This window comes from Acidiferrobacterales bacterium (assembly GCA_028820695.1).
Lineage (GTDB): Bacteria > Pseudomonadota > Gammaproteobacteria > Arenicellales > JAJDZL01 > JAJDZL01.
In genome coordinates this window covers 33,017-57,459 of record JAPPIB010000050.1, presented here as the reverse complement: position 1 = coordinate 57,459, position 24,443 = coordinate 33,017, and the positions used below count along the sequence as shown (strand labels likewise).

Below are 24,443 nucleotides of genomic sequence, written 5' to 3'. Positions count from 1 at the left end.
TTCGCAGGGGATTGGACAGTAGCACCGTTGGCGAGATTACGGACCTGGACCAAGATCAACTGGAAAAAATCAAGAGCACGCTGAACAATCCAGACTAAGCGTCTCGATTCATCAATTTCAACAGTGCCGCACTGGCCGGATGACTTGTCCAGGATGACAATGGGGCGGTTGCGAGATCTTTAGATTCAGAAGAGTGGGAGCGAAAAGGTTATGGCGTTGGCATTGAGCAGTCTTGAGTTAAGAGAACAGAAGGCGTGGCAGGAAGGTTGGAAGGAAGGTTGTAAGCAAGCCCGGCAGGAAGTTATTGACGAATACAGGACTACGATTGCGGAGCGACTGCTTCGCAGGGGATTTGACAGTAGCACTGTTGGCGAGGTTATGGACCTGGACCAAGACCAACTGGAAAGGATCAAAAGCACGCTGGACGACCCAGACTAAGCGGCTCGATTCATCAATTTCAACAGTGCCGCACTGGCCGGATGACTTGTCCAGGATGACAATGGGGCGGTTGCGAGATCTTTAGATTCAGGAGAGTGGGAGCGATAAGGTTATGGCATTGGCATTGAGCAGTCTTGAGTTAAGAGAACAGAAGGCGTGGCAGAAAGCCCGGCAGAAAGGTATTGACAAAAACAGGATCACGACTGCGGAGCGACTGCTTCGCAGGGGATTGGACAGTAGCACCGTTGGCGAGATTACGGACCTGGACCAAGACCAACTTGAAAGAATCAAAAGTACGCTGAACAACTCAAACTAAGCATCTCGATTCATTAATTTCAACGGCACCGCGCTGGCCACCGGACTTGTCCAAGATATTGAACTTAGGATATGGCTTGCCTTACACCCTGAATCCTGTACCACACACTTTCCGATGTGACCGGCATTTGAATGTCTGTGATGCCGAGCGGTTTCAATGCATCGGAGATTGCGTTCATGACAGCTGCAGGTGCGCCCATCGTGCCGATTTCCCCCACACCCTTCACGCCCAATGGGTTCTCATCGGTTTCAATCGCATTCCAGATTGTCACAAAATCGGGCACCTCGTCGGCTCGTAGTATCGCATAGTCCATGAAACTGCCGGTCAGCAACTGACCATCGTCATGACCATAGATCACTTTTTCACAAATCGCGTGGCCGATGCCCTGCACAATACCACCGTGCACCTGCCCTTTTGCAATCATGGGATTGACCAGTATCCCAGGATCGCTTACTGCGATATAGCTCTCGATTGTCACCGCTCCGGTTTCCGGGTCGACTTCCACCTCACAGGCATGACACCCACTGGCAAACATGCCAGCCTGTGCAAAGTGCTCATGAGAATCCGACAGCGACTCGTCACAGCCAGTCACTTTTTTCGCAATTTCAAACAATCCAACGCGGCGGTCCGTACCCGTTACACAGAAGCGACCCGCCGAATACTCAACATCCCGTTCAGATGCCTCCAGGTGCTCGGCTGCGTACCCGCGCGCCTTTTCCAGCACCTTCCGTGTCGCATGGAACATTGCAGTGCCGCCGAGTCGGAGTGATCGAGATGCATGGGTTCCTGATCCTGTTTTCACAAGATCGGTGTCACCGTCGATTATTCGCACGCGATCGACCGGGATTTGCAGCTGAGTGGCCAAAACCTGGGCGAATGCGGTTTCGTGACCCGTTCCAATTGATTTCGTACCAAGAAAGGCACTTACAAATTCCCCGTCAATCTGAACTTCGGCAAATTCATTCGGTGCCCCACCGACACTGTCGACAAAGACAGAAAATCCGATGCCCCTGTACTTGCCGGCCTCTTTTGAGGATTCATATCTGCGAAGATATTCGCCTTGGTCAATACACGCCAATAACTTGCTGAAATTGCCAACAAAGTCGCCCGCTGAATAAACCGCTCCCGTAGCTGTCCTCCAAGGCATGTCCTCGGTCCTGATCAGGTTATTGCGCCTGAAACTCAGCCGATTGACTGACAGTCTTCGGGCAGCCTCATCAACAGCACGCTCGATCGCATACGAGACTTCCGCGCGCGCCACACCTCGAAAAGCGCCAATCGATGCTGTATTGGAAAACACAGCCCGTAACCGATAGTGCGCGACTGGAATCCTGTATGCTCCGCAAGCCATCAGATTCATGTAATTCGCATACAACCACATTGAACGTGGCTGGAGGTAAGCGCCGACACGCCAGAAACTAGAAATTCGAATGGCAGTCATATCGCCTGATGCATCGACCGCAAGACTGACTTCCATCTTGTGGTCGCGCGATTGGATATCGGTGCTGAAACACTCAGTTCGATCGGGCACCCATCTCACCGGAGCGCCGGTCACCTGCGAAAGCCAGCCGACGACAGCAAATTCAGGATACGGAGATGTGCGCGCACCGAACCCGCCGCCCGTATCAGGCGATACGACCCGAACCGCACTCTCCGGCACGTTCAGCATCTCAGCAATCCCGCGCTGATGCCAATGTGGGGATTGACCACCGCAGTAAATCTCAAACCGATTGCGATCCGTGTCAAATCGAGCGATTACGGTACGCGGCTCCATGTAAACGGGGGTGTGCCTCGGAAAATCCACTTCAACGGTAATGACTTCCACGGCACAACCAAACGCCTCGTCGACCCCTGCATGATCGCCGTTTTCGTGATCGGTACAGAGGTTGCTGCCAAGCTCATCCCATATCAGCACTGCGTCATCCGCCAATGCATTGTCAATGTCGGTGATTGCTGGCAACGGCTCATAATCGACATCAATCAGCTCCGCCGCCTCCTGTGCTTGGATCGCACTGTCTGCGACTACTACAGCAACCGCTTCACCGACAAACCGTACCTTGTTTCTGGCAAGAGGCCATCTGCGGACATCCGGCAATTCACTGCCATCCCTGTTCGAAATCGGAAAATCAGGACTGCGAGTCAGCGGATTGATCGGTTGAAGCCCTGATTTTGCCAGTGTTTCGCCGTTTGCGACAGCCCTCACACCAGACAAATCGGCAGCCACGCTCATGTCAATCGATTTGATGCGCGCATGGGCGTGGGGACTTCTGACAAATACCGCGTGGAGTTGTCCTTCAAACTGAAGATCGTCCGTAAAGCAGCCGGCGCCGGTTACCAGCCGCTCGTCTTCAACACGCAATAACGATTCGCCGATCAGATTTCTCATATCGCTGGACTAAGTGCGTGCGCAAAAGGGACGCGTGGTCAATCCGACCCCGACAATTCTGCCACCTTTGCCATCAGGACGGGGTCCTGTCGTGCATAGGCGATATTCGCTGCAATGTAACCCGCCTTGCTGCCACAGTCGTACCGCGTACCCATGAATCTCAGTGCATGGACGGGCTGCTCGGAGGCGATTGAATTGATCGCATCAGTGAGCTGGATCTCACCCCCATGGCCTGCCTTGATTTTTTCAAGATGCGAGAATATCTGACTCGCCAGTACATACCGTCCGATCGCAGCGAGATTGGATGGCGCATCCTCCGGTCTTGGCTTTTCCACAACGCCATCGACCCGGTAAACCCGTCCTGAGGATTCAGTCGGTGTGATGACGCCATAACTGCTGATATTGTCGTTGTCGATCTGTTCAACAGCCAGGATGGAACTTCCGACATCATTGTGCAACTCTACCATCTGCTGCATGCAGGGCTTGTCCCACAAAACCAGATCATCCGGTAAGAGGACCGCAAAAAAATCCTCCTCAATCACGTCCCTTGCGCAGAGCACAGCGTGTCCCAGTCCCAGCGGTTTGTCCTGGATCACAAAATGAATGCTGTCCGGGTCCAGCGCATTTTCCTGCACCGACCTCAACTCACGGAGTTTTCCCTTGTGTTCAAGAACTTTTTGCAGATCCGGTTGTCGGGAAAAGTGTTTGGCAACCAGGTCGCTGTGTGCCGAAACAACAAAAACGAATCGCTCAATCCCCGCAGATCTCGCCTCCTGGACAGCATACTCAATCAGCGGACGATCAACAACCGGAAGCATTTCCTTTGTTATCGCCTTGGTTGCCGGCAAGAATCTGGTTCCGAGCCCGGCGATCGGAAGTACTACGGTACGAACAGATCCACTCATCGGTCGGGCTGACACCTTGAATGCGGGCATTGATCGTATCGCAACATCATGGTTCCCTATTTATTGATAAAATCCCCGTCAACTTAGCTTTGCATGGCCAAAGCAACAAATTTATAGCATTTGAATTCATCTTATGCTTGAATTATCCAAGTTTAACCCGATCTAAGTTGAAAATTTCACCGTAGGTATTGGAGTTCTTTCAGATGGCGGAAGATCAAGTTAACGAAAAGGTTTCTTTTCAGGCAGAGGTTCAGCAACTGCTGAATCTGGTCATTCATTCACTGTATTCGGAACGCGAGGTGTTTTTGCGGGAACTGATCTCAAACGCCTCTGACGCATGTGGTCGTCATAATTTCGAGTCTCTCACCGATTCGACACTTCTCGAGCAGGAGCAGGATTATTCGATTGAGGTCGAAGTCAGCAAACGACACAAGACCATCAAGATTCGGGACAATGGTGTCGGCATGACTCTCGATGAGGTGGTCGAGAACATCGGCACCATCGCCCGGTCAGGAACCAAGAAGTTCATGGAAGCGATGTCGGGAGATCAGACCGATGACAGCAATCTGATCGGCCAGTTCGGTGTCGGATTCTATTCGGCCTTCATGGTCGCCGAGCACGTTGAGATTCACACCCGCAAGGCCGGACAACCCAAACAAAGCGGCGTAAGCTGGAAGTCGGACGGAGTCAGTGGTTATACGATTGAAGACGAAACCATTGAGAGTCATGGAACTGAAGTCATTCTCTCCTTGCGCAAGGACGCCAAGGAATTCCTGGACGTTGACAAACTCAGGGGGATCATCAAAAAGTATTCTGACCACGTCTCCCTGCCGATTCGTCTGCGAAACGCACCGACCGCGAAAAAAGATGAGGAATGGGAACTCGCAAATTCGGGTTCCGCACTCTGGACTCGGTCCAGAAAGGACATTTCGGACGAGGAATACGACAATTTCTACACGACCCTGTCATACGACCAGGAAAAGCCTCTGTTGAGACTGCATAACCGGGTTGAGGGTCGACTCGAATATTCAGCGTTGCTGTTCATTCCATCCCGAGCACCTTATGATCTTTGGGATGTCGACCGGCGCCGGGGAGTGAAATTGTACGTGCGCCGGGTCTATATCATGGACGACACAGAAAATCTTCTGCCCTCCTATTTCAGGTTTGTGCGCGGGATTATCGATTCTGATGACCTGCCGTTGAATGTATCTCGTGAATTTCTGCAAAAAAACAAGCAGATCGAACGTATCCAGTCTGGAATCATTAAACGGCTGCTCAACGAGCTGAAGCGACTGGCTGGAAAGGATTCTGAGAAATATCAGCAGTTCTGGGAACAATTCGGAAAAGTCTTCAAGGAAGGTGTCACCGAAGATTCAGACAACCGGGAGACAATTGCACAGTTGCTCCGATTCTCAACAACCCAGACTGAGGGCTCGGACCAGACTGCCTCCTTGCAGGACTATGTTGACCGGATGAAGGAGAATCAGGATGCGATCTACTACATCACCGCAGACAGTCATGCGTCTGCTGAAGGTTCGCCGCATCTGGAAATTTTCAGGAAACATGACATTGAGGTATTGTTGTTGGGAGACCCGATCGACGAGTGGGTTGTGATGCATCTCACAGACTTTGCGGACAAGCCTCTTAAGTCAATTGCCAAAGGCGACCTTACACTGGATTGGCTCGATGACCAAGATACACCCAAGGAAGATCAGGCCAGTCAGGAAGTGGAATCGCTGGTGGAAAGGCTCAAGTCGGCGTTGGGTGAGCGTGCGTCGGATGTGCGAACGACTTCCAGGCTGACTGATTCACCTGCTTGCCTGGTTGCCAACGAATTCGCGCCAAGTCGCAACCTGACCCGGATTCTGAAAGCAACCGGACAGAACGCATTTGAGATGTCGCCGATTCTGGAAATCAACCCCGAGCATCCCCTGATCGTGCATCTGCTTGAAAAAGACGACGATCTGGATGACTGGGCGCATGTGCTGTTTGACCAGGCAGCTCTGAGTGAGGGCGCGATACTGGAAAAACCTTCTGACTATGTCAGGCGGGTCAATGCCTTGCTCGCAAACTCGATCGGGGATCAGCCTTCGATCATCGTTACGCCATGATCTGCATTCGTCTGATAGCCCAAAGATGTTACATCGGAACCAATCAGACAGTATAATTTCGGACATTGTCGCGACTCGGTGAATCCGATTGATTCACTGAGTTTTAGTGCTTTTAGCGGGGTATGGCGCAGTCTGGCTAGCGCACCTGCTTTGGGAGCAGGGGGTCGGGGGTTCAAATCCCTCTACCCCGACCAGTGTGAATTAAGCGCCTGTAGCTCAACTGGATAGAGCAACGGCCTTCGACAGGAGCCTTTACAGGGAAATAAACCTGTAAAGTGGAGGGCACTGTATCGGTGAAACCTTAACGCGTGGTGGCGATGGCAATACCGAGGAAACTGTCGCAATCTCATGGGATAGGATCCGTAGAGACTATACGTGCCCCACCTGAGACGGTGAAGATATAGTCCAGACCACAAACCGGCTTTGTACGATGTTTGAGTCCTACATTTCGGGCAGTGAAAACTGTAGTGGTAAGCTAAGCCGTAGGTTACAGGTTCGAGTCCTGTCAGGCGTGCCAGATTGTGACTTTCGCGCTGGAAGCATGAGAGAATCATATTGATCATTCATTAGAATCTTCAATTCCGAACCGTGGTGGGCGTAGCTCAGTTGGTAGAGCCCTGGATTGTGGTTCCAGTCGTCGTGGGTTCAAATCCCATCGTCCACCCCATCTCCTTTTCCATTCTCAGCTGACCTGATCTGATCACCGTGCACCTTCCCTCACTTGCTGACATGGAAGCGGCTGCGACGCTCATTTATGAGTACATGCAACCGACACCCCAATACCGCTGGCCCTTGCTATGTGAACGCAGTGCCGCTGACGTCTGGGTCAAACACGAAAATACCACACCGATCGGTTCATTCAAGATCCGCGGTGGAATCAACTACCTTGGCAGCACATCAGATAACCATGTGATTACCGCGACTCGGGGCAATCACGGCCAATCGGTCGCTTATGCCGCGAGTCTGTTCGGCAAAAAGGCTACCGTCGTCGCACCTCGGGGTAACAGCTGGTCTAAAAACCGGGCAATGCGTTCTTTCGGCGCGGAACTCATCGAACACGGCGCCGACTTCGATGAAGCTCGCGAATACGCACATCGGCAAGCGAGTGAACTGAACTTGCATTTTGTACCTTCGTTTCACGAGCAACTGGTGACGGGCGTTGCCTCATACGCGCTTGAATTGTTCGGGTCCGTGCCAGACCTGGATGCGGTTTATGTGCCGGTCGGTCTCGGGTCCGAAATATGTGCTGTGATTGCGGCGCGCGAAGCATTGAACCTGAAGTCTGAAGTTATTGGTGTGGTGGCGGCGAATGCGCCTTGTTACGCTCGATCATTCGAGCAGCGCAAAACCGTCGCAACTGACTCGGCCAACACCTTCGCCGACGGTGTCGCGGTCAGAATTCCAGACGAACAGGCACTGGAAATCATTCTTGAGCATGCAGCCAGAATCGTCACGGTGTCCGAGATGCAGATCGCACAAGCCGTTCGGAATTACTTTTCTGACACACATCACGTCGTTGAAGGTGCCGGTGCTGCGACGCTGGCGGCACTGATCAAGGAAAAAGACCGAATGTCAGGCAAGCGAGTCGGGATTATCGCATCGGGTGGAAATATCGATTCAGAACTGTTCCAGACAATATTGGGCTCAACCTTTCCAAAGGAAAATGTATCGTAATCATCTGACAACCCCCGGGTTCTGGGAAGTTGCAATTCAATAAACAAATGATGGACGTATATTGCGTCTTCGTGCAACAATGAGCTTCGCACACAGAACTCCTCATCTGGGTTTCCGCTTGCATCTGTTGCAGCTGTATTATGGTGCAGCCCCGTTGATTCGAGTCTGAATCAGGCGGATGTTGTCTGGCTCCACGCCATGATTCAAAGCCAGACTGCGCCAATTTGCAATCGACGATCTGGTTTGTTCAATGACAGAATCAATGAAACTTCGGTTGAAGTCTTCCTCGACCCCAAGGTTGACCAAATCGGCAATCTCAAAATTCTTTCCTTTTCCCAACACCATTGTTGACTGTTCACCGCTGGGACCTGACGAGAACGTCAGATCGTAGGCTGGCGACAATCGCCACTCACCATTTGAATCCATCAGAAAACTGAAGTTTTTTGAGTGATCATCACGATTGTGAGAGAGAACGTTAAAGACGGCCAATCTGAACATTTTTTCAGCTTGGTGAGTGTCTCTTGTCAATACTGTAGTCAGTCGAATCAGATCCTGATAATCAAGAGATGGTGTTCGAAAGTTCGAATGCAGCAATCCGCAAACACTATGACAATGAATGCGTTCGCCTTGGTTGCGGTCAAAACGCTTTGTCGCAAAATACCCTGGATTGTCTTGTGCTGGAAACAAGTGAACACATTTCATGTCCACCCCGGCGTCGATTGCCATTGCAGCGTAAACATATTCGATTGCGCCAGCATCCGTACCGTCATTGGAATTCGCGAACTTGACCAGCCACGGCTCATATCCGGCAGAATATGCAAGTTCCTTTCCGTAGACTATTTTCCGTTTGCCCGGATCGACACCAATTACAGCCTCGGGGCGCGCGCCTGCTGATGATCCGTTGAGACTAAGCAGTTCATTGATGACCTCACCCGATTCTCCTTCGAGTACGTAGCCGATTCTTTCTGCAAGCGTATCCAAATTGAGTTCGCCGACGAGTCCATCTGCCGACTCGCAAGGCTTGTAGACCAGCGCCCCCATTCCATCAAGTCCGACATGGGCCAATCGATCAAGCGGAGACATCTGCTGTGGCAATACATCTAATTTGCGCATCTTTCTATCCAGCAGCAAACGTCCCCATCCATCGGGAAGGCTGTCATAAAAAAGACCGGGCAGTCCTTCAAAAAGATGGCGGTCAAAACTTTTCACACCCGGAGCCAACGGGCACCGAATCGGAGAAAGTTCGAATCCTTTTTCAATGTAAGAAGCATCGTATTCGAAAAATATTCTTCCTCTTGCCGCCGCCAGCCGACCAACACGAATCAAGCGATTTGCGGTGGACAGATTTACTTCCAATTCACTGACAGGATGAAAGGTCACGTGCGCCGCCCTCGCTTTCGCATTGCGCGCGGTTCGAGAGATTCCAGAACCTCGTCAATTGACTTAAAGTTCTCCGCGCGCGGCTTGACCGCGGCAACAACCTCATCCAATCCACCCAGTATCGTCAGAAGTTTCAGAAAAGACTTAAGGGAGATCGAACCGCCCTGTTCAAACTTACGCAATGTATGGAGATTTACACCGGAGCGTTGCGCCAAGCCCTTTTGAGTCAGTTCTTGTTCCAGCCGCTTGGCGACTACCTGATCGCGCAATTGGTTTTGAGCGTTTGTCGCGTTAAGAAATAACATTATTATATTACTTATGTAAGATTATTCAATTTAATTATTATTATAATATTATTTATCCACGATTTACAGAATGAAGAGAATTCGTGCTGTCTTGCGTTTTGTTTGGGAATTCATGCGATACCCGAGCCTCTCGCAACTGAAAGCCGGCAAAGTCGTCACAATGTCGGGCAAATCCAAAACGTCTGTCGCCGCCTGCGTCAAGATCCGACCCGTTGCGGATAGGGTGTCACACAATGATTTTCACCTCTTCGCCGCATCTGGTCGGTACAATGACCAATTCTGATAAATCCGTCTTAGGCGGTAATTGATACACATCATGAAGTTAGATCGAACTACAGACTGCCCGACGAGAATCCGACATTCGATAACAAATTGTGATCGGTCCTGTTCCATAAGGCTTCGACTGATCGGGCACTCGACCTGATCCAACGACGCTGGAGCCAATCTGATGCGGCGCAAATCCCGACAGCGACCAGATCGCAATGCTGACATGATCCCGAGACTGGGCTGGCGCGAAGTCGTGAATCCGTATCCACCTCTTGATATCCTTTCCGGCGATCAGGTCGAGGCCATCCATCTTGCATCACTCGATGTCCTGCGCGACGCCGGAGTGAAGTTTTTCAGTTCCAGAGCGTTGGCGATATTCCACTCCATCGGCGCGAGCGTTGATCACAGCGAACAGATGGTCCGATTTGATCCGGACCTGGTCACAGACACCATCAAAACCATTCCTTCCCGCTTCCGGGTCAGAACACGAAATCCTCAACGCTCGGTGGAATTCGGCGGAACGAACATTAATTTTGCCACTGTCGGCGGACCTTCTTTTGTTTCAGACCTGGATCGCGGCCGTCGCGCCGGAACCCTGTCGGATCTGAAGGACTTCTTCAAACTTGTACATCAGCTTGAGATATTTCACTCAGGTGGGGCGAGTCCCTTCGAACCGCTCGAACTACCGGCCGAATCCCGGCATCTCGACAAATATCTGGCTGCGATCACACATCATGACCGGCTGTGGATGGCGAATATGATCGGTCCCTACAGGGCACGTGATGCATTGGAAATGATGGCCATCGTTCACAACATGACACCGAAACAGCTGACTGGACAACCGGTCACGGTCGGCAACATCAACGTCAATTCACCCCGCCAGGTCGATGAGGCGATGTCGGACGCGATGATTGAATTCGCGAACTGGGGTCAACCGGTTGTGGTTACACCTTTTACACTTCTCGGTGCGATGGCACCAACAACAATGGCAGGTGCATTGGTTCAGCAAAACGCCGAGGCACTGGCCTGCATGGTGCTGATTCAGGCTGTCCGTCCAGGATCGCCCATTGTATATGGAAGCTTTTCGAGCAACGTGGACATGAAGACCGGTTCTCCTGCTTTCGGCACGCCGGAGTATGTCAGAACGACATTGGCCAGCGCGCAGCTTGCGCGTCGATATTCGGTTCCCTTCCGTTCCAGCGGCCCTAACGCATCAAGTGCGCCCGACGAACAGGCCACCTATGAAACCTGTATGTCGATCTGGGCGGCAGTGATGGCGCATACAAATCTGTTGCTCCACGGTGGCGGATGGCTCGAGGGCGGTCTGGTTGCCTCATTTGAGAAATTGATCATCGACGCGGAAATCCTGCAAATGATGGCACTGTCACTCGAACCGATTGCAGTGAACCGGGATACCCTTGCAGTCGACGCCATCGCTGAAGTTCAGCCCGGCGGACATTTTTTCGGCGCCGCGCACACAATGGAACGATATGAGGACATCTTCTATACACCCCTGCTGTCGGATTGGCGTAATTTCGAGACATGGCACGATGATGGGGCGGTGGTCGCCTCCCAGCGGGCGAACAGGATCTGGAAGTCACTCCTCAAGGAATACGTGCCGCCCGCGATCGATCCGGCAGTCGTCGAGAACCTGACTGAGTTTGTGCAGCGGCGCAAACAGGAAATCGCCAATGGTCAGGAGGATGCGGTGCTTCACAATTCGAGCTAGATGACCGCGTCACAAAACCCCGGTCTGACAGAAGTCTCGACTATTGATAACTCAGAACCAGCTGCCCCGTGTCGCGGGCGAACGGCTTGAGGCACATCGCTGCAACAGTCCGTTCAGCAAAATCAGGCAAGTGATCGAGAATATCAGGCTACTTTCGCACCACCGCGATGACACTCATACAGTCGCCCGCTTGCACCAACCCGGGAAAGTGACGACCTGCAACCATGCCGCTGAGACGAGCTCGGTATTCAATCGGACGCTCCCCGGTTCGATCCAATGGCCAGACTCTGGCGATCACATCACCCTCGCTCAATTCATCTCCCAGATCAACTTCGGGTTCCAGCAACCCGTCGTGTTCGCAGACAACAAAACAATCCTCGCCCGGCATGTCGAGGTTCACGGTAGATTGGACAACCGGTTCCGCCTGAAGAACTCCGCAGTGAATCAGAAAGTTCCGGATGCCCTTGCGGGCGATTGACACAGTTCGTGACGTTGTCGTTCCACCCCCACCAAGTTCAGTGGTAACGAATACCTTCCCCTGCTTCTCCACCTCTGTGTCATACATGCCGACATTGCTTATTTCGAGCAGAATCAACGAGTACGGTGCATTGAATGCCTGCATCGCAGCAACACTGGCAGCTTGCTGTCGCTTGTCCTCAAGCACATGGGCACAGGCAAGGGGGAGAAACTCCAAAGTCTTGCCGCCTGAATGGATATCCAGTACGAAGTCCGCTTCGGGAACCAGGGTTCGACTGAAATAGTCGGCAATTTTCTCTGTCACAGATCCCTTGGGGTTACCGGGAAATACCCGGTTCATATTCCCATCATCAATTGGAGAGTTTCTCCACCCGGCGCGGAAAGCCGGGTAGTTGAACATCGGCACGATAATCACCCGACCCTTGATGTCTCGAGGTTTGAGGTTCAGTGCCAGATTCTGCAATGCGATCGGTCCCTCGTACTCATCGCCGTGATTGGCACCGGTCAGCAACACAGTCGGGCCGTTTCCATTACGGATGACACATACCGGTGTCATCACCGCTCCCCACGCCGAATCATTCCGACTGTAAGGCAGGTTCAGGAAACCATGGTGTTTTCCGTCCTTGTCGAAAGGAATAGTCGGGGCAATCGGATTTGATTCCATAGCTTTCGTCCTCTTAAGTTTCCATCATGATACCGACGCCGGCCTGCTGCACGCGTCGGTTGGCTTGGGTTGCAATCGCAGTATCCTGTACACCTGTACCGGTCAGATCGCAGATTGTTATAGCTTCAGGGAACAGTCGGCCGGGAACTTTACCACCAACAATCTCGCCAAGTTCCGGGAACAGACTTTCAGAATCTGCCGTACCGGCAACAATGGCGTGGTGCAGCTCACCGAGTCTTTCAGTTTGCGAACGTCGGTCTGGTACGTAAAGATCAGCAACCGACAGGCACTGTGGATGCAGTTCGTTCTTCGAGGTCTGGTCAGCTCCCATCGAAGTGACGTGCTGTCCCTTTTGCAGCCATTCTCCCATTACCAATGGTGAATCCGACGGTGTCGCCGTCACAATGATGTCTGCCGAACTGACCGAATTCTCGAGGTCCGAAACCGCCTGCACAGCAATTCCAAGTTTTTTCGAAAGTTTTCCAGCAACCGGGGTCACTTTCTTGATATCTCTGCCCCAAATCATCGCCTCCCGGATCGGTCGCACCAGACACAACGCCTCAAGCTGGAATTTCGCTTGCTGACCCGCACCGACGATACAGGCAACGGCCGAATCTTCCCGAGACAGGTAGCGCGCCGCGACCGCGCCGGCCGCGGCTGTTCTTACATCCGTCAGATAGCCGTTATCGAGAAATACCGCCTCCACCAGACCGGTTTGCGCAGAACATAGCACCATCAATCCTGTTGTACTCGGCAAACCAAGTTTGGAATTGTCGAAAAACCCGGGTGATATCTTGATCGCAAAACTCTCCAATCCCGGCACATAGGCGGTTTTTACATCCACCTCTCCGTTCGACTCTTCAATTGCCATGGTCAGTATCGGCGGCATGACTGCACCCTCTTCGGCCAGTGCGGTGAACGCACCTTCCATGCACTCAACCGCGTCCATGTCCAGTCGGATGACCTTGCGCAATTCGGATTCAGTGACAATCCTGATTTTCGACATGATTCAAACCAGTCTTTTTCTGATTTTCAGAAATCGAAGTGCAAATTTCAGATGGCCTCGAAGAGCATCGCCGATGCGTATTTCCGATCCGGTTCGCAACACAACCCTGGACTGACTCAGGCCGAATACACAAAAGAGTGTCAATTCGGTCCTGTCACCGCATGACGAACAATCGATCGAATCCAATTGCGATAAAGCACCTGTCCGTTGTCTTTCCAAGTGTTCACAATAGTGGGCACAACCTCAGACTCCGGAAATGCCGGTAACTCGGTCGAATGGTCAATCGCAGCGAGAAGATCACTTTCGAAACGGGAAAGTCTGTCCCTGGCCGCGTCATTCAGATAGTTGAGCGGATATCCAGGGTAGTCGGATCGCTCTCCGGCAATATAGCGCTTCACCTCGCGATTGAATTCCTTGAGCAGGCTGACGGCGTCATACTCCAGATGTCCCTGCAGGAAAATCCACTTGAATCCATCTGAACTCACAGCGATATCGAAGTCAGCGTCCTGACTGTATGCCAGAACTTCGATACCGGCACTCGTCAATTGCGTTGCAGTCATCTCAAAGACATGCGAGCGCGGCGAGTCGAAAGCGCTCGCCATATCTGCGACCAGAGGGTGGTTCGGACTGATGACGCGATGCGAATACACGCCCCACCTCTTGTCCGGTTCGCATCGGGTCCGCTTGATTCCATGAAACAGATCAATCACAGCATGTGACGCCAGGCAGGAACACATGATGGTCGGAACGCATTCGTCCGCCCATCGGATGACCCTCTCAAATTCGGGCCAAAAATCTTCGGCTCTCAGGTCCGATTCGCCGGGATTCGCCCCAGTCAGCACCAAGGCATTCAAACGCACCGGCTGATTGTCCGAAAATGAACTGTAATTCTGGTCGATGTAACCCCTCACATAGTCGGTTCGATTCTGTCCGCTGACCACAAAGGGGTGAATGTGCACCAGACAATCATCGGCGCCTTTCGCGAGCAGTCTCAGGAACTGTCGCTCCGTTGCGCGAAACGCGCGGTCCGGCATCATGTTGAGAAAACCAATGTGGATTTCAGGAAGGTCCGCGCTCGCAATCTGCCTCGGGGGAATACTGTCCAATCCTTCCCTTTGGAGCAGGTCCCACGAATTCAGGCCATTATTCCGCACAAGCGGCATCAGATAGGTTCTCCCTGTTCATTCGTCAGATGATTCCAATGCCTCACAAACCAGATCAACAAAATCCTGCTCATCTCGAATGCTCTCAATGGAATCGGCGGGAATGGTATAGCCATAACGAGACGCGATCGCCTCATACTTGGGCCGCCGGTATTCAACCAAAGCCGGGAAAATCCACTGTACAAACTGATCGGGATTAATCTGCTGTTCACTCACATATCCGTTTGTTTCCATAAATGATCGCAACTTGCCGTCGAGAAAATCGGAATCGTAAAAAAGAGGCTTGGGATGGCTGATCTGTCGTTCGATGACCGTCTGTTCAAGTTGACTGGAACTCGCCAGGTAGAGGATCAAGGTGTGCTCAGCCAGATGCTCAAACACGCGATTGTCATTCAGCTCACAGATACTGCCGCTGCAGTCATTGACAAAGTGTTCGTAACCGTAGATGGATTTGGCTTTACCGATAAACTCACCGACGTCCAGCATCGATTGCACCTCTGCCTCACAATGCATTTTCTGGCGATGCTTGAAGTCGGTCAGGGGGAGTCCACCGGATTTGCTGTCACCCAACTTGCCGACATATTTGGATAGCAATTCCAGATTATCAAACGTCATCGCGCTGCCGATGTAGATAGAATCACTGCGCAAAAGATCACGCAGAAAATCAATTCCCATGGCTTTTTCCTTGATATTGTCCAGTATCGGCTCAACCAGATAGCGGGTTCCTATCCGGTAGTCCGCAGAGAAGTGAAACCATGACGTATTCGGCAACTTGCGAGCCAGAGTTGTTTTACCGACACCCGACATTCCGATCAGCGTGACAGCTTTGCGATCCAAATCTCGAAATTCCTTACCTGATAGCTTCATGGCGATTCAATTCCTGCGTCAGTACCTATTGACGATATTATGCAACTCATCGAGTCTGATTCCGGAATTAAGGTGAGATATTCCGTTCAGTCCTCCGATGTCGACTGAATCAAGGAATATTTGTGGAAAGATCCGTCGAGCATCGCTTCGAATGATTATTGCACTATCATGTCGAAGTCCAAAACCAAGTGGCCGCTTTACCGCACACCGGTGTGTCCGAATCCACCCTCGGCACGAAGGCTCGGATCAAACTCACTGACCTCGGAGAGTTGCGGGCGAATAACCGGGACAAATACCATCTGCGCGATTCTGTCTCCCGGCTGAATGGTGAACTCGTCTGATCCTCGATTCCAGCACGAGATAAACACCTGCCCCTGATAGTCGGAATCAATCAGGCCGACCAGATTACCCAAAACGATACCGTGCTTGTGTCCGAGCCCTGACCTTGGCAATATCACAGCGGCGACGGCGGGATCTCCAATATCGATCGCGATACCCGACGGAATCAACTCACAGGCAGTTGGCGCAATCTGCAAGGGTCCGTCAATGCACGCCCTGAGATCCAAACCGGCTGCGCCTTCGGTTGAGTATTCAGGCAGGGGTATGGACTTCCCGATTCGGTTATCGAGTATTTTGTAGCTTACTCTGTGCATGAAACCGGATCGATATCTGTTCGATCAACTGTGCGGCAATGACCGTCTTCAGGGCCGGACCAATGGTGACAACTCCACTACGGTCAATCAATTCGAGAGTGTTGGTGTCGGATCCCAAGGCGCCTTGCTCACCACCGACATCATTGGCGGCGATCAGATCGACCCCCTTGGCTAGCAGTTTTCGCTTCCCTTCGGCAATCAGATTACCGGTTTCAGCAGCAAATCCGACTGCAAAAACTCCAGGATTGTGTTTCTTCACCTGCGCCAGGATATCCGGGTTCCTGGCAAGTTCGATGTGCAGCGAGTCACTATCACGCTTCTTGATCTTGTCAGGCGAAGCCGTCACCGGTCGATAGTCCGCCACCGCCGCTACGGAAATGAAGATTTCAGCGCTGTCAATGTGTTCGAGAACTGCCTGCAGCATCTGTCTCGCACTTGTCACTTGCAACAATCGATCAACACTTGTCGGAGCAGGTTGCTTGGCCGGGCCGGAAATCAGGGTTACCCGCGCACCAGCCTGAACTGCTGCCCGCGCAATCGCATACCCCATTTTTCCGGAACTGTGGTTGGTTATGCCGCGCACCGGATCGATCGCCTCCCACGTCGATCCAGCGGTTACCACCAAGTTGACACCCGCCAGAATACCATCGGAAAAATGTGACTCAACAATATTCGCAATCTCCTCCGGCATCAGCATACGGCCCGGTCCGAATTCCCCGCACGCCTGATCACCGACGCCCGGACCCAATATGAGAATCCCGCGATCTTGCAGAATTCCAACATTATCCTGAGTTGCAGCATTGCTCCACATCAACTGATTCATGGCCGGTGCCACCGCAACCGGTGCTTGCGTAGCCAGGCACAAGGTCGAAAGCAGATCGTCAGCGCCGCCATGGGCAAGTCTGGCCATAAAGCTTGCCGTTGCGGGTGCCACCAGAATCATATCCGCCCAACGGGCAAGTTCGATGTGACTCATCCCGGCTTCTGCGCTTTCGTCAAACAGATCAACCCTGACCTGATGCCCACTCACCGCCTGCATCGTCAGTGCAGTTATGAATTGCAGCGCATTCGGTGTCATGACAACCCTGACCTCGGCTGCGCTTTCGCGCAGGCGACGAACGACTTCTGCCGCCCGATAGGCCGCTATCCCACCGGTTACACCCAGCAGTATTTTTCGATTTTCGAGTGTCAACGAATTTCCCCGGTTGCTTTTTCTTGCGCTCTGAACGTGATGTCCACTTTGAATTTGTCGACCCAATAGTATAGAATGTGCCGCTTTATCGTCCAAGTCTCAATCAACCGTCCCGAAATGCGATGCCAAGAGTCTGTCAACTAACTGGAAAGAAAACAACCAGTGGAAACAACGTTTCCAACGCAAAGAACAAGACCAAGCGCCAATTCCGCCCCAATCTCCATTATCGTAGATTTTGGGTGGAAAGCGAAAACCGCTGGGTTAAGTTGCGATTGACCCGGAAGGCCATGCGTACCATCGACAAGAACGGAATCGACGCAGTGCTTGACGAGCTTCGCTCGAACGGCGTCAAGGTGTAAACTGAATACGGAGGATCAGGATTCATGGCCGAAGGCAAACAGGAAAGGAAACAAAAACGCGCGAACATCAAACTTGTTTCTTCCGCAGGAACAGGTCATTTCTATACGACTTCCAAGAACAATACCAACGCACCGGGAAAACTGGAACTCAAGAAATACGATCCTGTTGCCGGTAAACACGTCCTTTATAAGGAAAGCAAGCTCAAATAGTCGAACCTGATTTCGCCGTTCGAGGTCGGATCGGCGGTCCGCATCCCGGGAACCTCTTCAGCAGATGATGTGCAGCCTGTGCATCTGCCGTGCGTGCCGATCAGGCACAAACACTGCTTTTGAGTCGCGTGGAAAAGCGCATCAGTGAGTCTATACCGGACTGTTCGGCCAACTGGCACCACTCATCAAGCGAATGACGTAAATTGTCATAAGATGTCGAAGACTTCATGGCGATGCCTCGAAGTTTCTCTTTCATGACATAGACTTGATGCAGTTTCTTGTTTGACGCCAGTATCTGACGCAATAGTTGCCGATTTTTTTCACTCAGCCTGCCTTCTTCCGCCGATAGCAGCCGCCCGGCTCTCTTGGTCATCTTCTTGTATTCACCGGAGGCAAGACGAACTTCCTCTTTGATTACATCCAGTACAACCTCGCGTACGTAATTCGACATGACCTGAAATCGGTTCGCCGAAAACGCCTTGACGGTCTCCAGATCACAATGTCGTTGTTCGCTTCGATATTCCAGAACTGGAATTTTGCGATTGATTACGAGCAAACGCAGCGCACTGAAAAGGCGCACATACCACCAGCCGATGTCGACCTCCCACTTTCTTGCTGAAAACTGCGCAGATGACGCATACGCATGGTGGTTGTTGTGAAGCTCCTCGCCGCCGATAATGATCCCCCACGGTACAATGTTCCGACTTGCATCCGGCAAGTCGAAGTTTCGATAGCCGGCGTAATGTCCGATTCCATTGATCACACCCGCGGCCCAAAACGGAATCCACAGCATCTGCACGATCCAGATCGCACAACCCGCAACGATACCGAATAAGAGTACATTCAGTGCAAGCAGCAAGAACAGTCCGCTGTAATGATGCTTGCCGTATAGATGCCTTTCGATCCAGTCGTTCGGAGTGCCTTTGCCATACTTTTCAAGAATTCCGGGTAATCGGACTGCCCGGCGATACAGAAAGAATCCGCCCCACAAAACAGAACTGATACCGGTCTGCTGGGGACTATGCGGATCATCTTCAGATTCAACTGTAGCATGATGCTTACGGTGAACCGCCACCCATTCCTTGGTTACGATTCCAGTCGTAAACCAAAGCCAAAAGCGAAAGAAGTGACTGAGAATCGGATGCAGCTCAAGTGCCAGATGGGCCTGACAGCGATGCAGGAAAACAGTGACACTGACGATTGTGACATGCGTCAGCGCTAAAGCGACAACGATATATCCCCACCAGGGAAGTTGAAAAACTGAAAAACTCACTATTGGCGGCTTGTGGGGGAACTACCGTTCTCGATATACAATTCGTCCCTTGGTCAAATCATATGGTGTAATCTGCACGACAACCCGGTCTCCCCGTAAGATCCGAATGTAGTTCTTGCGCATCTTTCCCGAAATGTGGGCTGTGATGATGTGATCGTTGTCCAGTTTTACCCGAAACGTTGTGTTCGGCAATGTCTCCAGGACAGTGCCATTCATTTCAATCTGATCTTCTTTCGGCACAATATACGAGTCAATCCTCCTGACCAAGTGGTGTAATTCCGGTTGAAATCAATCCCGAATCCAACCGTATTAAATCACATTTTACTATGGTCCTCCGCCATAAAGCTCGGAGACCCGAGATTCAAATCAGGCAGATGTGATTTTTCCGTTGTACATACTTGCCGAAAAAGGGGGACGCAGGGTGCGTTTTACGGCTCCGCTGGACTCACAACTCGGCGCACAGATTGGAGTCCGATCAAGCGCAGATCCATATTGTCAATCTGTTTCCGGGCATGTTGCGTGTCAATGCCCGCAACTTAAGAAAATCTTCAGACTCGATAGAATTGGAAGACAGTCCAGACCGGTGAGGCGTGTTTATAATTCCCTAATGAATTTCCTGTTCATTCAGGACTGTCGCACGTCCGACAGGTTCATGCCCAATATGCTCTGGACAAAAACTTTCCACATTGTTTTCGTTGTGACCTGGTTCGCCGGTCTTTTCTACCTGCCGCGTCTATTCGTCTATCACGCTCAGACTGAAGATGAGCTCAGTCGGGAGCGTTTCAAGATCATGGAGCGAAAACTGTACTTCGGAATCTCAACTCCAAGTGCTGTACTGGCACTGGCGACTGGATTGGCACTTTGGCTGCACTATGGCTTCACAGGTACGTGGTTGTTCTATAAGTTGCTGTTTGTGATTGTTCTGGTCATCTATCATCTATGGTGCTGGAAATACCTGCTGGATTTCAAAAAAGGCAGCAATGTGAGGTCTCACGTGTTCTATCGTTGGTTCAACGAGGTGCCGGTCGTCCTGCTGATTGCCATTGTCGCGTTGGTTGTCCTGAAACCAACGTAGCCTTCGATCAGATCAGTCGCAAGATGGCAGATGAGTCTCAACCGTGCGGCGGATCACCTTGCTGCCCATGCCGGGCTGGCATTGATTCTCAGCCCAAATCACTCAGCACCCTTTTTCGCAGGTCGCTGGGACAAAAAGGTCAACTCGCAACTTTACAAATTGCCGCACCGATAATCGGGCCGGAAACGCTGCGGAGGAAACTGTCGTACTGCTGAACAATCACCGCACAATGCTGATTTTCATCCAGCACCCCGACTTCGGTTTCATATTCGACTGGCATGCCCCGCCACTTTCCGATCGACTTCAGATCGCGCACCACGTTGAAATTCTCAAGTGTCTTTCCCTTGTTCTCACCGGAAGGCACCTCGGTAACATGTTTCATCTCGTATATCACCAGCCAGACGTTCGCCCTGGTGTCATGCTCGCCCTTTACGCTGACGACCAGGTCACCGGATTCAGATACGACAGCATCCAGGTCGAGTACCAGATCCGATTCCCGTTTGATGTGCTGGTTCGCCTTGCTTATCTTGCTGCCGACGAAGGCATGTCTGCCATTCACAATCATTTGCGGGGTGTAAACTCCCTTGCGGCCTTTCAATCGCAGTCGGTTGTAGTCTCTTTGGCGTTTGCTATACTCGGCGGAAGAATACGGGTCCCGCCACTTTCCCGCTGATCCATAGACCAGGTTGTCCCAGTAGTCGACATGGAACTCAAGGCCAAGGATCTCATCGTTCTCATCAATGATCTCGCCCAGCAATTTTTCCGCCGGCGGACAGGAATAACAGCTTTGTGAGGTAAACAGCTCAAAAACATGCTTGACTTTGGAGTCAGCCTCAAGACTCGTCGCAGTCAGCATCGTTGTCACAGCCATCCCTGCGACGATCAGTGTCTGGAAAAACGCCCTTCCAATTAACATAATATGACTCCATGATCCGATCAATACTTCAATCCTGACCTATTCTACTTGCAATTTTGTTCAACGTCGTACTTGTTTCTCCTCAAATCCCGCCCAATACCGGAAATATCATCCGTCTTTGCGCGAATTCCGGTTGCCGGCTGCACCTGATCGAACCGTTGGGATTCGAGCTGGAAGACTCGAAACTGCGCCGGGCCGGGCTGGATTACCGGGAATGGGTCGATGTTCGTGTACACCCCACCTATTCGGACTTCACCGATATCCACGGCAACAGTCGAAATTTCACGTTCTCGAAATTTCATTCAAACGTCTACACCGGCGTCGATTACGCACCGCATGATAATCTGATTTTCGGATCAGAACTCTCGGGGCTGCCGGAATTCGTAAAATCCGGCGTGGACCCCGCGCATCGCCTGAGATTGCCGATGCTGCCGGACAACCGCAGCCTCAACCTGTCGAACGCAGTTGCAATCGTGGTCTACGAAGCATGGAGACAGAACGGATTTGCCATGAATGTTCCTGACTGCGTTTCAGACTGACTCACCATTGCCCGGTGTTTCCCATCGAATTCCAGGGCTCTCGGGGTGGCAGTGTCGCGCCCTTCTGCAACAGTTCATTTATGCAGAATAAACTTTATAAGTGTATGATTATATATATTAGCCGTAACAGTCATGATGTGCGGATTTGGGGTATTGATTCCGCTGTCACTGATGACATTAACGAAACCGGTTCGAATGGCGGGTAATTTCCAGACATAATACTGCCAGACGCTTCCAAGACACTGAAGCAGCGATGCAGCAGTGTGCAATGGCAGTTGTTGCCGTGCCCAGCCGGGTATTTCATGCGGCAATCGACAGCAGACAGGAGAACTGCTGAAAAAATGTCACTCGTCAGCCACGTCCGGTCAGCCCGTTGACCCGACGTGCCATCATGCATTCAATCCTGATGCAGCTGACCCGAACGTGTCATCTCACGAAAGCTCGCTTCCAGACCCTGTCTCGCAGTCGGATATCGCAAGTTGACAGATAACTCGTCAAGCATGCGACTGTTATTGACCTTACGCGATTCGCTCAGATACTGGCGCAATGAGTTGCTGTGCAACTCAGGTACGGATGGACTTGAGGATTCAATGACCCGGGGTAAATCGAAAATTTCCGCAACCAGATTCATGTATTCGATCATTCTCAATGGTTGTCCGTCGGTTACGTTGAAAATTCCCTCAGCATCCGAACTCATCGCAGCCATGCATACATCCGTCAGGTCGTCCACATGAACTCGGTTCAGAAAGCCGCTGCTGCCAGCGGGTGGCAAGGTGACGCCCCGCCGCAGTCTTTCGACAGGAACCCTGCCGGGTCCGTAAATCGCACCAACCCGAAGAATGACCACATCAACCGAATTCTGTCGAGCCCAGTCTGTCACAACAAGCTCGCTGTCAAGTCGGCGCCTGGCACGATCTGTCTGCGGATTGACTGGATCGTCTTCACAAACCCAGTCCCCTCGAGCATCACCGTAAACTCCCGTGGTACTGATCAGGACGAATTTCCGGGGAACCTCTGCCAAGGTGTTGCTCAAGAAGTTTCGAATCCGAGTGTCCTTGGTTCCTTCCGGAGGCGGCGGAACCAGATAGATCACACAAGCACCATCCCCTGCCGAAACATCCTTTGACTGCGGCAAGTCCAGGTCGCATTGCAACGATTCGACACCTTGAACAGGAACTCGCGTACTGGCTGTAAGTGCGATGACTGTGGTCCCGTCAGATACGGAATTTGCAGCGATTCGAGTTCCCGTGTAACCGCAACCTGCGATCACAACCGGGCTGGATACAGACTGACTGATATCGGTCCTATTCATGCTGTCGAGCTAATCCCGACGCAACCGGTCAGAAGGCGCCACCGGACTCGGGTAGCGAAATACAATCAGATAGGATGATCCGATGAACGTGAGCACGGTTGCCACAATCAGGAAGTTGGCGGTATTTTCGCCGATAATGCCTGACGTTATTGCCATGAAAACAATCAGTATGGAAAACTCACTGAGTTGTCCCAACCGGAAACCGGTTTCCCAACCCGTTTCTCTCTCCTCTTTGAACAACCCAAGAAGGAATCTATAGACTGTTGGCTTGATCGCAAGAACCAGCACAGTCAAGACAAGCGACGGTACAAAGACCTCAACAAATGCGGCACCGTTGAAGTGGGCGCCCATCGCAACAAAAAACAGAACCATGAAAAAGTCCCTGAGGGCTTGCAGACGTTCTGCAATATAGCGTGCAATAGGGGATGCGGCGACTGTCACGCCTGCGACAAACGCCCCTATCTCGTGTGACAGCCCGAAGACAGAGTGAGCCAACTCACCCAGACCCAGGCACCAGCCGACGATGACCAGGAATAGATATTCTCGAATCTGCTCGAATTTCGTGAGTAATTTTCGAATCACGAAGTATTCAAGCACAAATGCAATGGCTACAAACACCGGCAGTGTAATCACCGGCAGGAAATTTCGGACACTGACTTCACCCGTCACTCCGAGCCCCTGAATGACCACCAGTGCAAAGATTGCCAGCAGATCCTGCAGCAGAAGAATTCCAATCACCAGTTCACCGATGTGCCGATGGTGCAATGCTGTCGTGGGTAAGAGTTTGATGCCCATGATGGTACTGGAAAACCCGGTTGCAATACCGGTGATCACCGCTTCGATGACGGAGAATCCGAAAAGGGAAGCGACTGCGAATCCGATACAGAAAAATACAACTGACGAGATCAGTGTGACAGTCGAGACCGACTGGAAAATATTCAGCAGTTTCTGGGGGTAAAGATCAATCCCGAGCAGAAACAATAGAAAGATGATCCCGATGCTTGCGAGATTCTCCACTTGTGTGATCTCCGGAATCAGCGCCAGACCACCAGGACCGATGATCGCACCCAGAATAATGTAGACCACCGGCAGAACCTGCTTTGTATACAGCGCAATCGTCCCCAATACGGCTGCACCGACATAGATCAGGAAAATCGAATCCGCTATCAGTTCCGTTTCCATCGCACTTTCCCATTATCCACTCGGACTGATTCGTTAGCCCGTCG

General features: G+C 51.8%; 24 protein-coding genes and 2 tRNA genes. 11 read left to right on the top strand and 15 right to left on the bottom strand.

Features of this window, described 5'->3' with window-relative positions:
* Positions 1–210: 210 nt before the first annotated feature.
* Both OXI60_08520 and OXI60_08515 read left to right on the top strand, forming a co-directional pair.
* On the top strand, positions 211–438 hold the full coding sequence (locus tag OXI60_08520) for a hypothetical protein (protein ID MDE0309855.1): 228 nt from the start codon (positions 211–213) through the stop codon (positions 436–438).
* Between the two features lie 112 nt (positions 439–550).
* Complete coding sequence (locus OXI60_08515) at positions 551–754, top strand: hypothetical protein (protein MDE0309854.1); 204 nt, start codon at positions 551–553, stop codon at positions 752–754.
* Positions 755–818: 64 nt separating this feature from the next.
* On the opposite strand, the gene OXI60_08510 is transcribed toward OXI60_08515, so the two are convergent.
* Both OXI60_08510 and OXI60_08505 read right to left on the bottom strand, forming a co-directional pair.
* Positions 819–3,140, bottom strand: a complete 2,322-nt coding sequence (locus tag OXI60_08510) for a xanthine dehydrogenase family protein molybdopterin-binding subunit (protein MDE0309853.1) — start codon at positions 3,138–3,140, stop codon at positions 819–821.
* A gap of 38 nt (positions 3,141–3,178) precedes the next feature.
* A complete protein-coding gene (locus tag OXI60_08505) occupies positions 3,179–4,045 on the bottom strand; it encodes a UTP--glucose-1-phosphate uridylyltransferase (protein ID MDE0309852.1) in 867 nt (288 codons plus the stop codon).
* 203 nt (positions 4,046–4,248) lie between these two features.
* Between OXI60_08505 and htpG the strand changes: the two genes are divergently transcribed.
* The 4 genes from htpG to OXI60_08485 all read left to right on the top strand — a co-directional run bounded on the left by htpG (position 4,249) and on the right by OXI60_08485 (position 7,830).
* Positions 4,249–6,156: a molecular chaperone HtpG gene (htpG, locus tag OXI60_08500; GenBank protein ID MDE0309851.1), complete on the top strand. Its 1,908-nt coding sequence runs from the start codon at positions 4,249–4,251 to the stop codon at positions 6,154–6,156.
* Positions 6,157–6,272: 116 nt separating this feature from the next.
* A tRNA-Pro gene (locus OXI60_08495) sits at positions 6,273–6,350 on the top strand.
* Positions 6,351–6,747: 397 nt separating this feature from the next.
* Positions 6,748–6,823, top strand: a tRNA-His gene (locus OXI60_08490).
* A gap of 38 nt (positions 6,824–6,861) precedes the next feature.
* Positions 6,862–7,830 (top strand): threonine dehydratase, encoded by a 969-nt coding sequence (locus OXI60_08485; protein MDE0309850.1) that lies wholly within the window; start codon positions 6,862–6,864, stop codon positions 7,828–7,830.
* 138 nt (positions 7,831–7,968) lie between these two features.
* Here OXI60_08485 and OXI60_08480 read toward each other — a convergent pair whose 3' ends face one another.
* Positions 7,969–9,210: a type II toxin-antitoxin system HipA family toxin gene (locus OXI60_08480; GenBank protein MDE0309849.1), complete on the bottom strand. Its 1,242-nt coding sequence runs from the start codon at positions 9,208–9,210 to the stop codon at positions 7,969–7,971.
* On the bottom strand, positions 9,207–9,515 hold the full coding sequence (locus OXI60_08475) for a helix-turn-helix domain-containing protein (protein MDE0309848.1): 309 nt from the start codon (positions 9,513–9,515) through the stop codon (positions 9,207–9,209). Before OXI60_08475 ends, OXI60_08480 begins: the two co-directional genes overlap by 4 nt.
* A 448-nt stretch (positions 9,516–9,963) precedes the next feature.
* On the opposite strand from OXI60_08475, the gene OXI60_08470 reads away from it, so the two are divergent.
* Positions 9,964–11,511 (top strand): trimethylamine methyltransferase family protein, encoded by a 1,548-nt coding sequence (locus OXI60_08470; GenBank protein ID MDE0309847.1) that lies wholly within the window; start codon positions 9,964–9,966, stop codon positions 11,509–11,511.
* A gap of 148 nt (positions 11,512–11,659) precedes the next feature.
* On the opposite strand, the gene doeB is transcribed toward OXI60_08470, so the two are convergent.
* From doeB to coaBC, 6 genes are all read right to left on the bottom strand, one after another.
* Positions 11,660–12,652, bottom strand: a complete 993-nt coding sequence (gene doeB / locus OXI60_08465) for a N(2)-acetyl-L-2,4-diaminobutanoate deacetylase DoeB (protein MDE0309846.1) — start codon at positions 12,650–12,652, stop codon at positions 11,660–11,662.
* A 13-nt stretch (positions 12,653–12,665) separates the two neighbouring features.
* Complete coding sequence (gene eutC / locus OXI60_08460; protein MDE0309845.1) at positions 12,666–13,658, bottom strand: ectoine utilization protein EutC; 993 nt, start codon at positions 13,656–13,658, stop codon at positions 12,666–12,668.
* A gap of 140 nt (positions 13,659–13,798) precedes the next feature.
* Positions 13,799–14,821, bottom strand: coding sequence for a homoserine O-succinyltransferase (locus OXI60_08455; GenBank protein ID MDE0309844.1), 1,023 nt, complete (start codon positions 14,819–14,821; stop codon positions 13,799–13,801).
* An 18-nt stretch (positions 14,822–14,839) separates the two neighbouring features.
* On the bottom strand, positions 14,840–15,688 hold the full coding sequence (locus OXI60_08450; protein ID MDE0309843.1) for a hypothetical protein: 849 nt from the start codon (positions 15,686–15,688) through the stop codon (positions 14,840–14,842).
* Positions 15,689–15,885: 197 nt separating this feature from the next.
* Positions 15,886–16,341 carry a dUTP diphosphatase gene (gene dut, locus OXI60_08445; GenBank protein MDE0309842.1) on the bottom strand — a complete coding sequence of 152 codons (456 nt, stop codon included), beginning with the start codon at positions 16,339–16,341 and terminating at the stop codon, positions 15,886–15,888.
* Positions 16,310–17,533, bottom strand: coding sequence for a bifunctional phosphopantothenoylcysteine decarboxylase/phosphopantothenate--cysteine ligase CoaBC (gene coaBC / locus OXI60_08440; protein ID MDE0309841.1), 1,224 nt, complete (start codon positions 17,531–17,533; stop codon positions 16,310–16,312). Before coaBC ends, dut begins: the two co-directional genes overlap by 32 nt.
* Before the next feature lie 122 nt (positions 17,534–17,655).
* Between coaBC and rpmB the strand changes: the two genes are divergently transcribed.
* Together rpmB and rpmG are read left to right on the top strand one after the other, a co-directional pair.
* A complete protein-coding gene (gene rpmB / locus OXI60_08435) occupies positions 17,656–17,892 on the top strand; it encodes a 50S ribosomal protein L28 (protein ID MDE0309840.1) in 237 nt (78 codons plus the stop codon).
* Between the two features lie 24 nt (positions 17,893–17,916).
* Complete coding sequence (gene rpmG, locus OXI60_08430; GenBank protein MDE0309839.1) at positions 17,917–18,102, top strand: 50S ribosomal protein L33; 186 nt, start codon at positions 17,917–17,919, stop codon at positions 18,100–18,102.
* Between the two features lie 100 nt (positions 18,103–18,202).
* On the opposite strand, the gene OXI60_08425 is transcribed toward rpmG, so the two are convergent.
* Together OXI60_08425 and infA are read right to left on the bottom strand one after the other, a co-directional pair.
* Positions 18,203–19,375, bottom strand: coding sequence for a transposase (locus OXI60_08425; protein ID MDE0309838.1), 1,173 nt, complete (start codon positions 19,373–19,375; stop codon positions 18,203–18,205).
* 21 nt (positions 19,376–19,396) lie between these two features.
* Positions 19,397–19,615, bottom strand: coding sequence for a translation initiation factor IF-1 (gene infA, locus OXI60_08420; GenBank protein MDE0309837.1), 219 nt, complete (start codon positions 19,613–19,615; stop codon positions 19,397–19,399).
* Positions 19,616–20,036: 421 nt separating this feature from the next.
* Here infA and OXI60_08415 point away from each other — a divergent pair, with 421 nt between their 5' ends.
* On the top strand, positions 20,037–20,450 hold the full coding sequence (locus tag OXI60_08415; GenBank protein ID MDE0309836.1) for a CopD family protein: 414 nt from the start codon (positions 20,037–20,039) through the stop codon (positions 20,448–20,450).
* A 139-nt stretch (positions 20,451–20,589) separates the two neighbouring features.
* Here OXI60_08415 and OXI60_08410 read toward each other — a convergent pair whose 3' ends face one another.
* Positions 20,590–21,366, bottom strand: a complete 777-nt coding sequence (locus OXI60_08410; GenBank protein ID MDE0309835.1) for a DUF1223 domain-containing protein — start codon at positions 21,364–21,366, stop codon at positions 20,590–20,592.
* A gap of 56 nt (positions 21,367–21,422) precedes the next feature.
* Here OXI60_08410 and OXI60_08405 point away from each other — a divergent pair, with 56 nt between their 5' ends.
* Entirely contained in the window at positions 21,423–21,905 is a 483-nt protein-coding gene (locus OXI60_08405) for a tRNA (cytidine(34)-2'-O)-methyltransferase (GenBank protein MDE0309834.1), read from the top strand.
* A 397-nt stretch (positions 21,906–22,302) separates the two neighbouring features.
* Here OXI60_08405 and OXI60_08400 read toward each other — a convergent pair whose 3' ends face one another.
* Together OXI60_08400 and OXI60_08395 are read right to left on the bottom strand one after the other, a co-directional pair.
* Complete coding sequence (locus tag OXI60_08400) at positions 22,303–23,217, bottom strand: NAD-dependent epimerase/dehydratase family protein (protein ID MDE0309833.1); 915 nt, start codon at positions 23,215–23,217, stop codon at positions 22,303–22,305.
* A gap of 9 nt (positions 23,218–23,226) precedes the next feature.
* A complete protein-coding gene (locus tag OXI60_08395) occupies positions 23,227–24,399 on the bottom strand; it encodes a cation:proton antiporter (GenBank protein MDE0309832.1) in 1,173 nt (390 codons plus the stop codon).
* Positions 24,400–24,443 lie beyond the last annotated feature (44 nt).

Bases quoted from the DNA above. Each gene is read 5' to 3' on its own strand.
- OXI60_08415 (MDE0309836.1), top strand. From the start codon at position 20,037: ATGCTCTGGACAAAAACTTTCCACATTGTTTTCGTTGTGACCTGGTTC.
- eutC (MDE0309845.1), bottom strand. From the start codon at position 13,658: ATGTCGAAAATCAGGATTGTCACTGAATCCGAATTGCGCAAGGTCATC.
- OXI60_08515 (MDE0309854.1), top strand. From the start codon at position 551: ATGGCATTGGCATTGAGCAGTCTTGAGTTAAGAGAACAGAAGGCGTGG.
- OXI60_08475 (MDE0309848.1), bottom strand. From the start codon at position 9,515: ATGTTATTTCTTAACGCGACAAACGCTCAAAACCAATTGCGCGATCAG.
- OXI60_08455 (MDE0309844.1), bottom strand. From the start codon at position 14,821: ATGCCGCTTGTGCGGAATAATGGCCTGAATTCGTGGGACCTGCTCCAA.
- OXI60_08470 (MDE0309847.1), top strand. From the start codon at position 9,964: ATGCGGCGCAAATCCCGACAGCGACCAGATCGCAATGCTGACATGATC.
- OXI60_08510 (MDE0309853.1), bottom strand. From the start codon at position 3,140: ATGAGAAATCTGATCGGCGAATCGTTATTGCGTGTTGAAGACGAGCGG.
- rpmG (MDE0309839.1), top strand. From the start codon at position 17,917: ATGGCCGAAGGCAAACAGGAAAGGAAACAAAAACGCGCGAACATCAAA.
- dut (MDE0309842.1), bottom strand. From the start codon at position 16,341: ATGCACAGAGTAAGCTACAAAATACTCGATAACCGAATCGGGAAGTCC.
- OXI60_08520 (MDE0309855.1), top strand. From the start codon at position 211: ATGGCGTTGGCATTGAGCAGTCTTGAGTTAAGAGAACAGAAGGCGTGG.
- htpG (MDE0309851.1), top strand. From the start codon at position 4,249: ATGGCGGAAGATCAAGTTAACGAAAAGGTTTCTTTTCAGGCAGAGGTT.
- OXI60_08400 (MDE0309833.1), bottom strand. From the start codon at position 23,217: ATGAATAGGACCGATATCAGTCAGTCTGTATCCAGCCCGGTTGTGATC.
- OXI60_08395 (MDE0309832.1), bottom strand. From the start codon at position 24,399: ATGGAAACGGAACTGATAGCGGATTCGATTTTCCTGATCTATGTCGGT.
- OXI60_08450 (MDE0309843.1), bottom strand. From the start codon at position 15,688: ATGAAGCTATCAGGTAAGGAATTTCGAGATTTGGATCGCAAAGCTGTC.
- doeB (MDE0309846.1), bottom strand. From the start codon at position 12,652: ATGGAATCAAATCCGATTGCCCCGACTATTCCTTTCGACAAGGACGGA.
- rpmB (MDE0309840.1), top strand. From the start codon at position 17,656: ATGCCAAGAGTCTGTCAACTAACTGGAAAGAAAACAACCAGTGGAAAC.
- OXI60_08505 (MDE0309852.1), bottom strand. From the start codon at position 4,045: ATGAGTGGATCTGTTCGTACCGTAGTACTTCCGATCGCCGGGCTCGGA.
- OXI60_08410 (MDE0309835.1), bottom strand. From the start codon at position 21,366: ATGTTAATTGGAAGGGCGTTTTTCCAGACACTGATCGTCGCAGGGATG.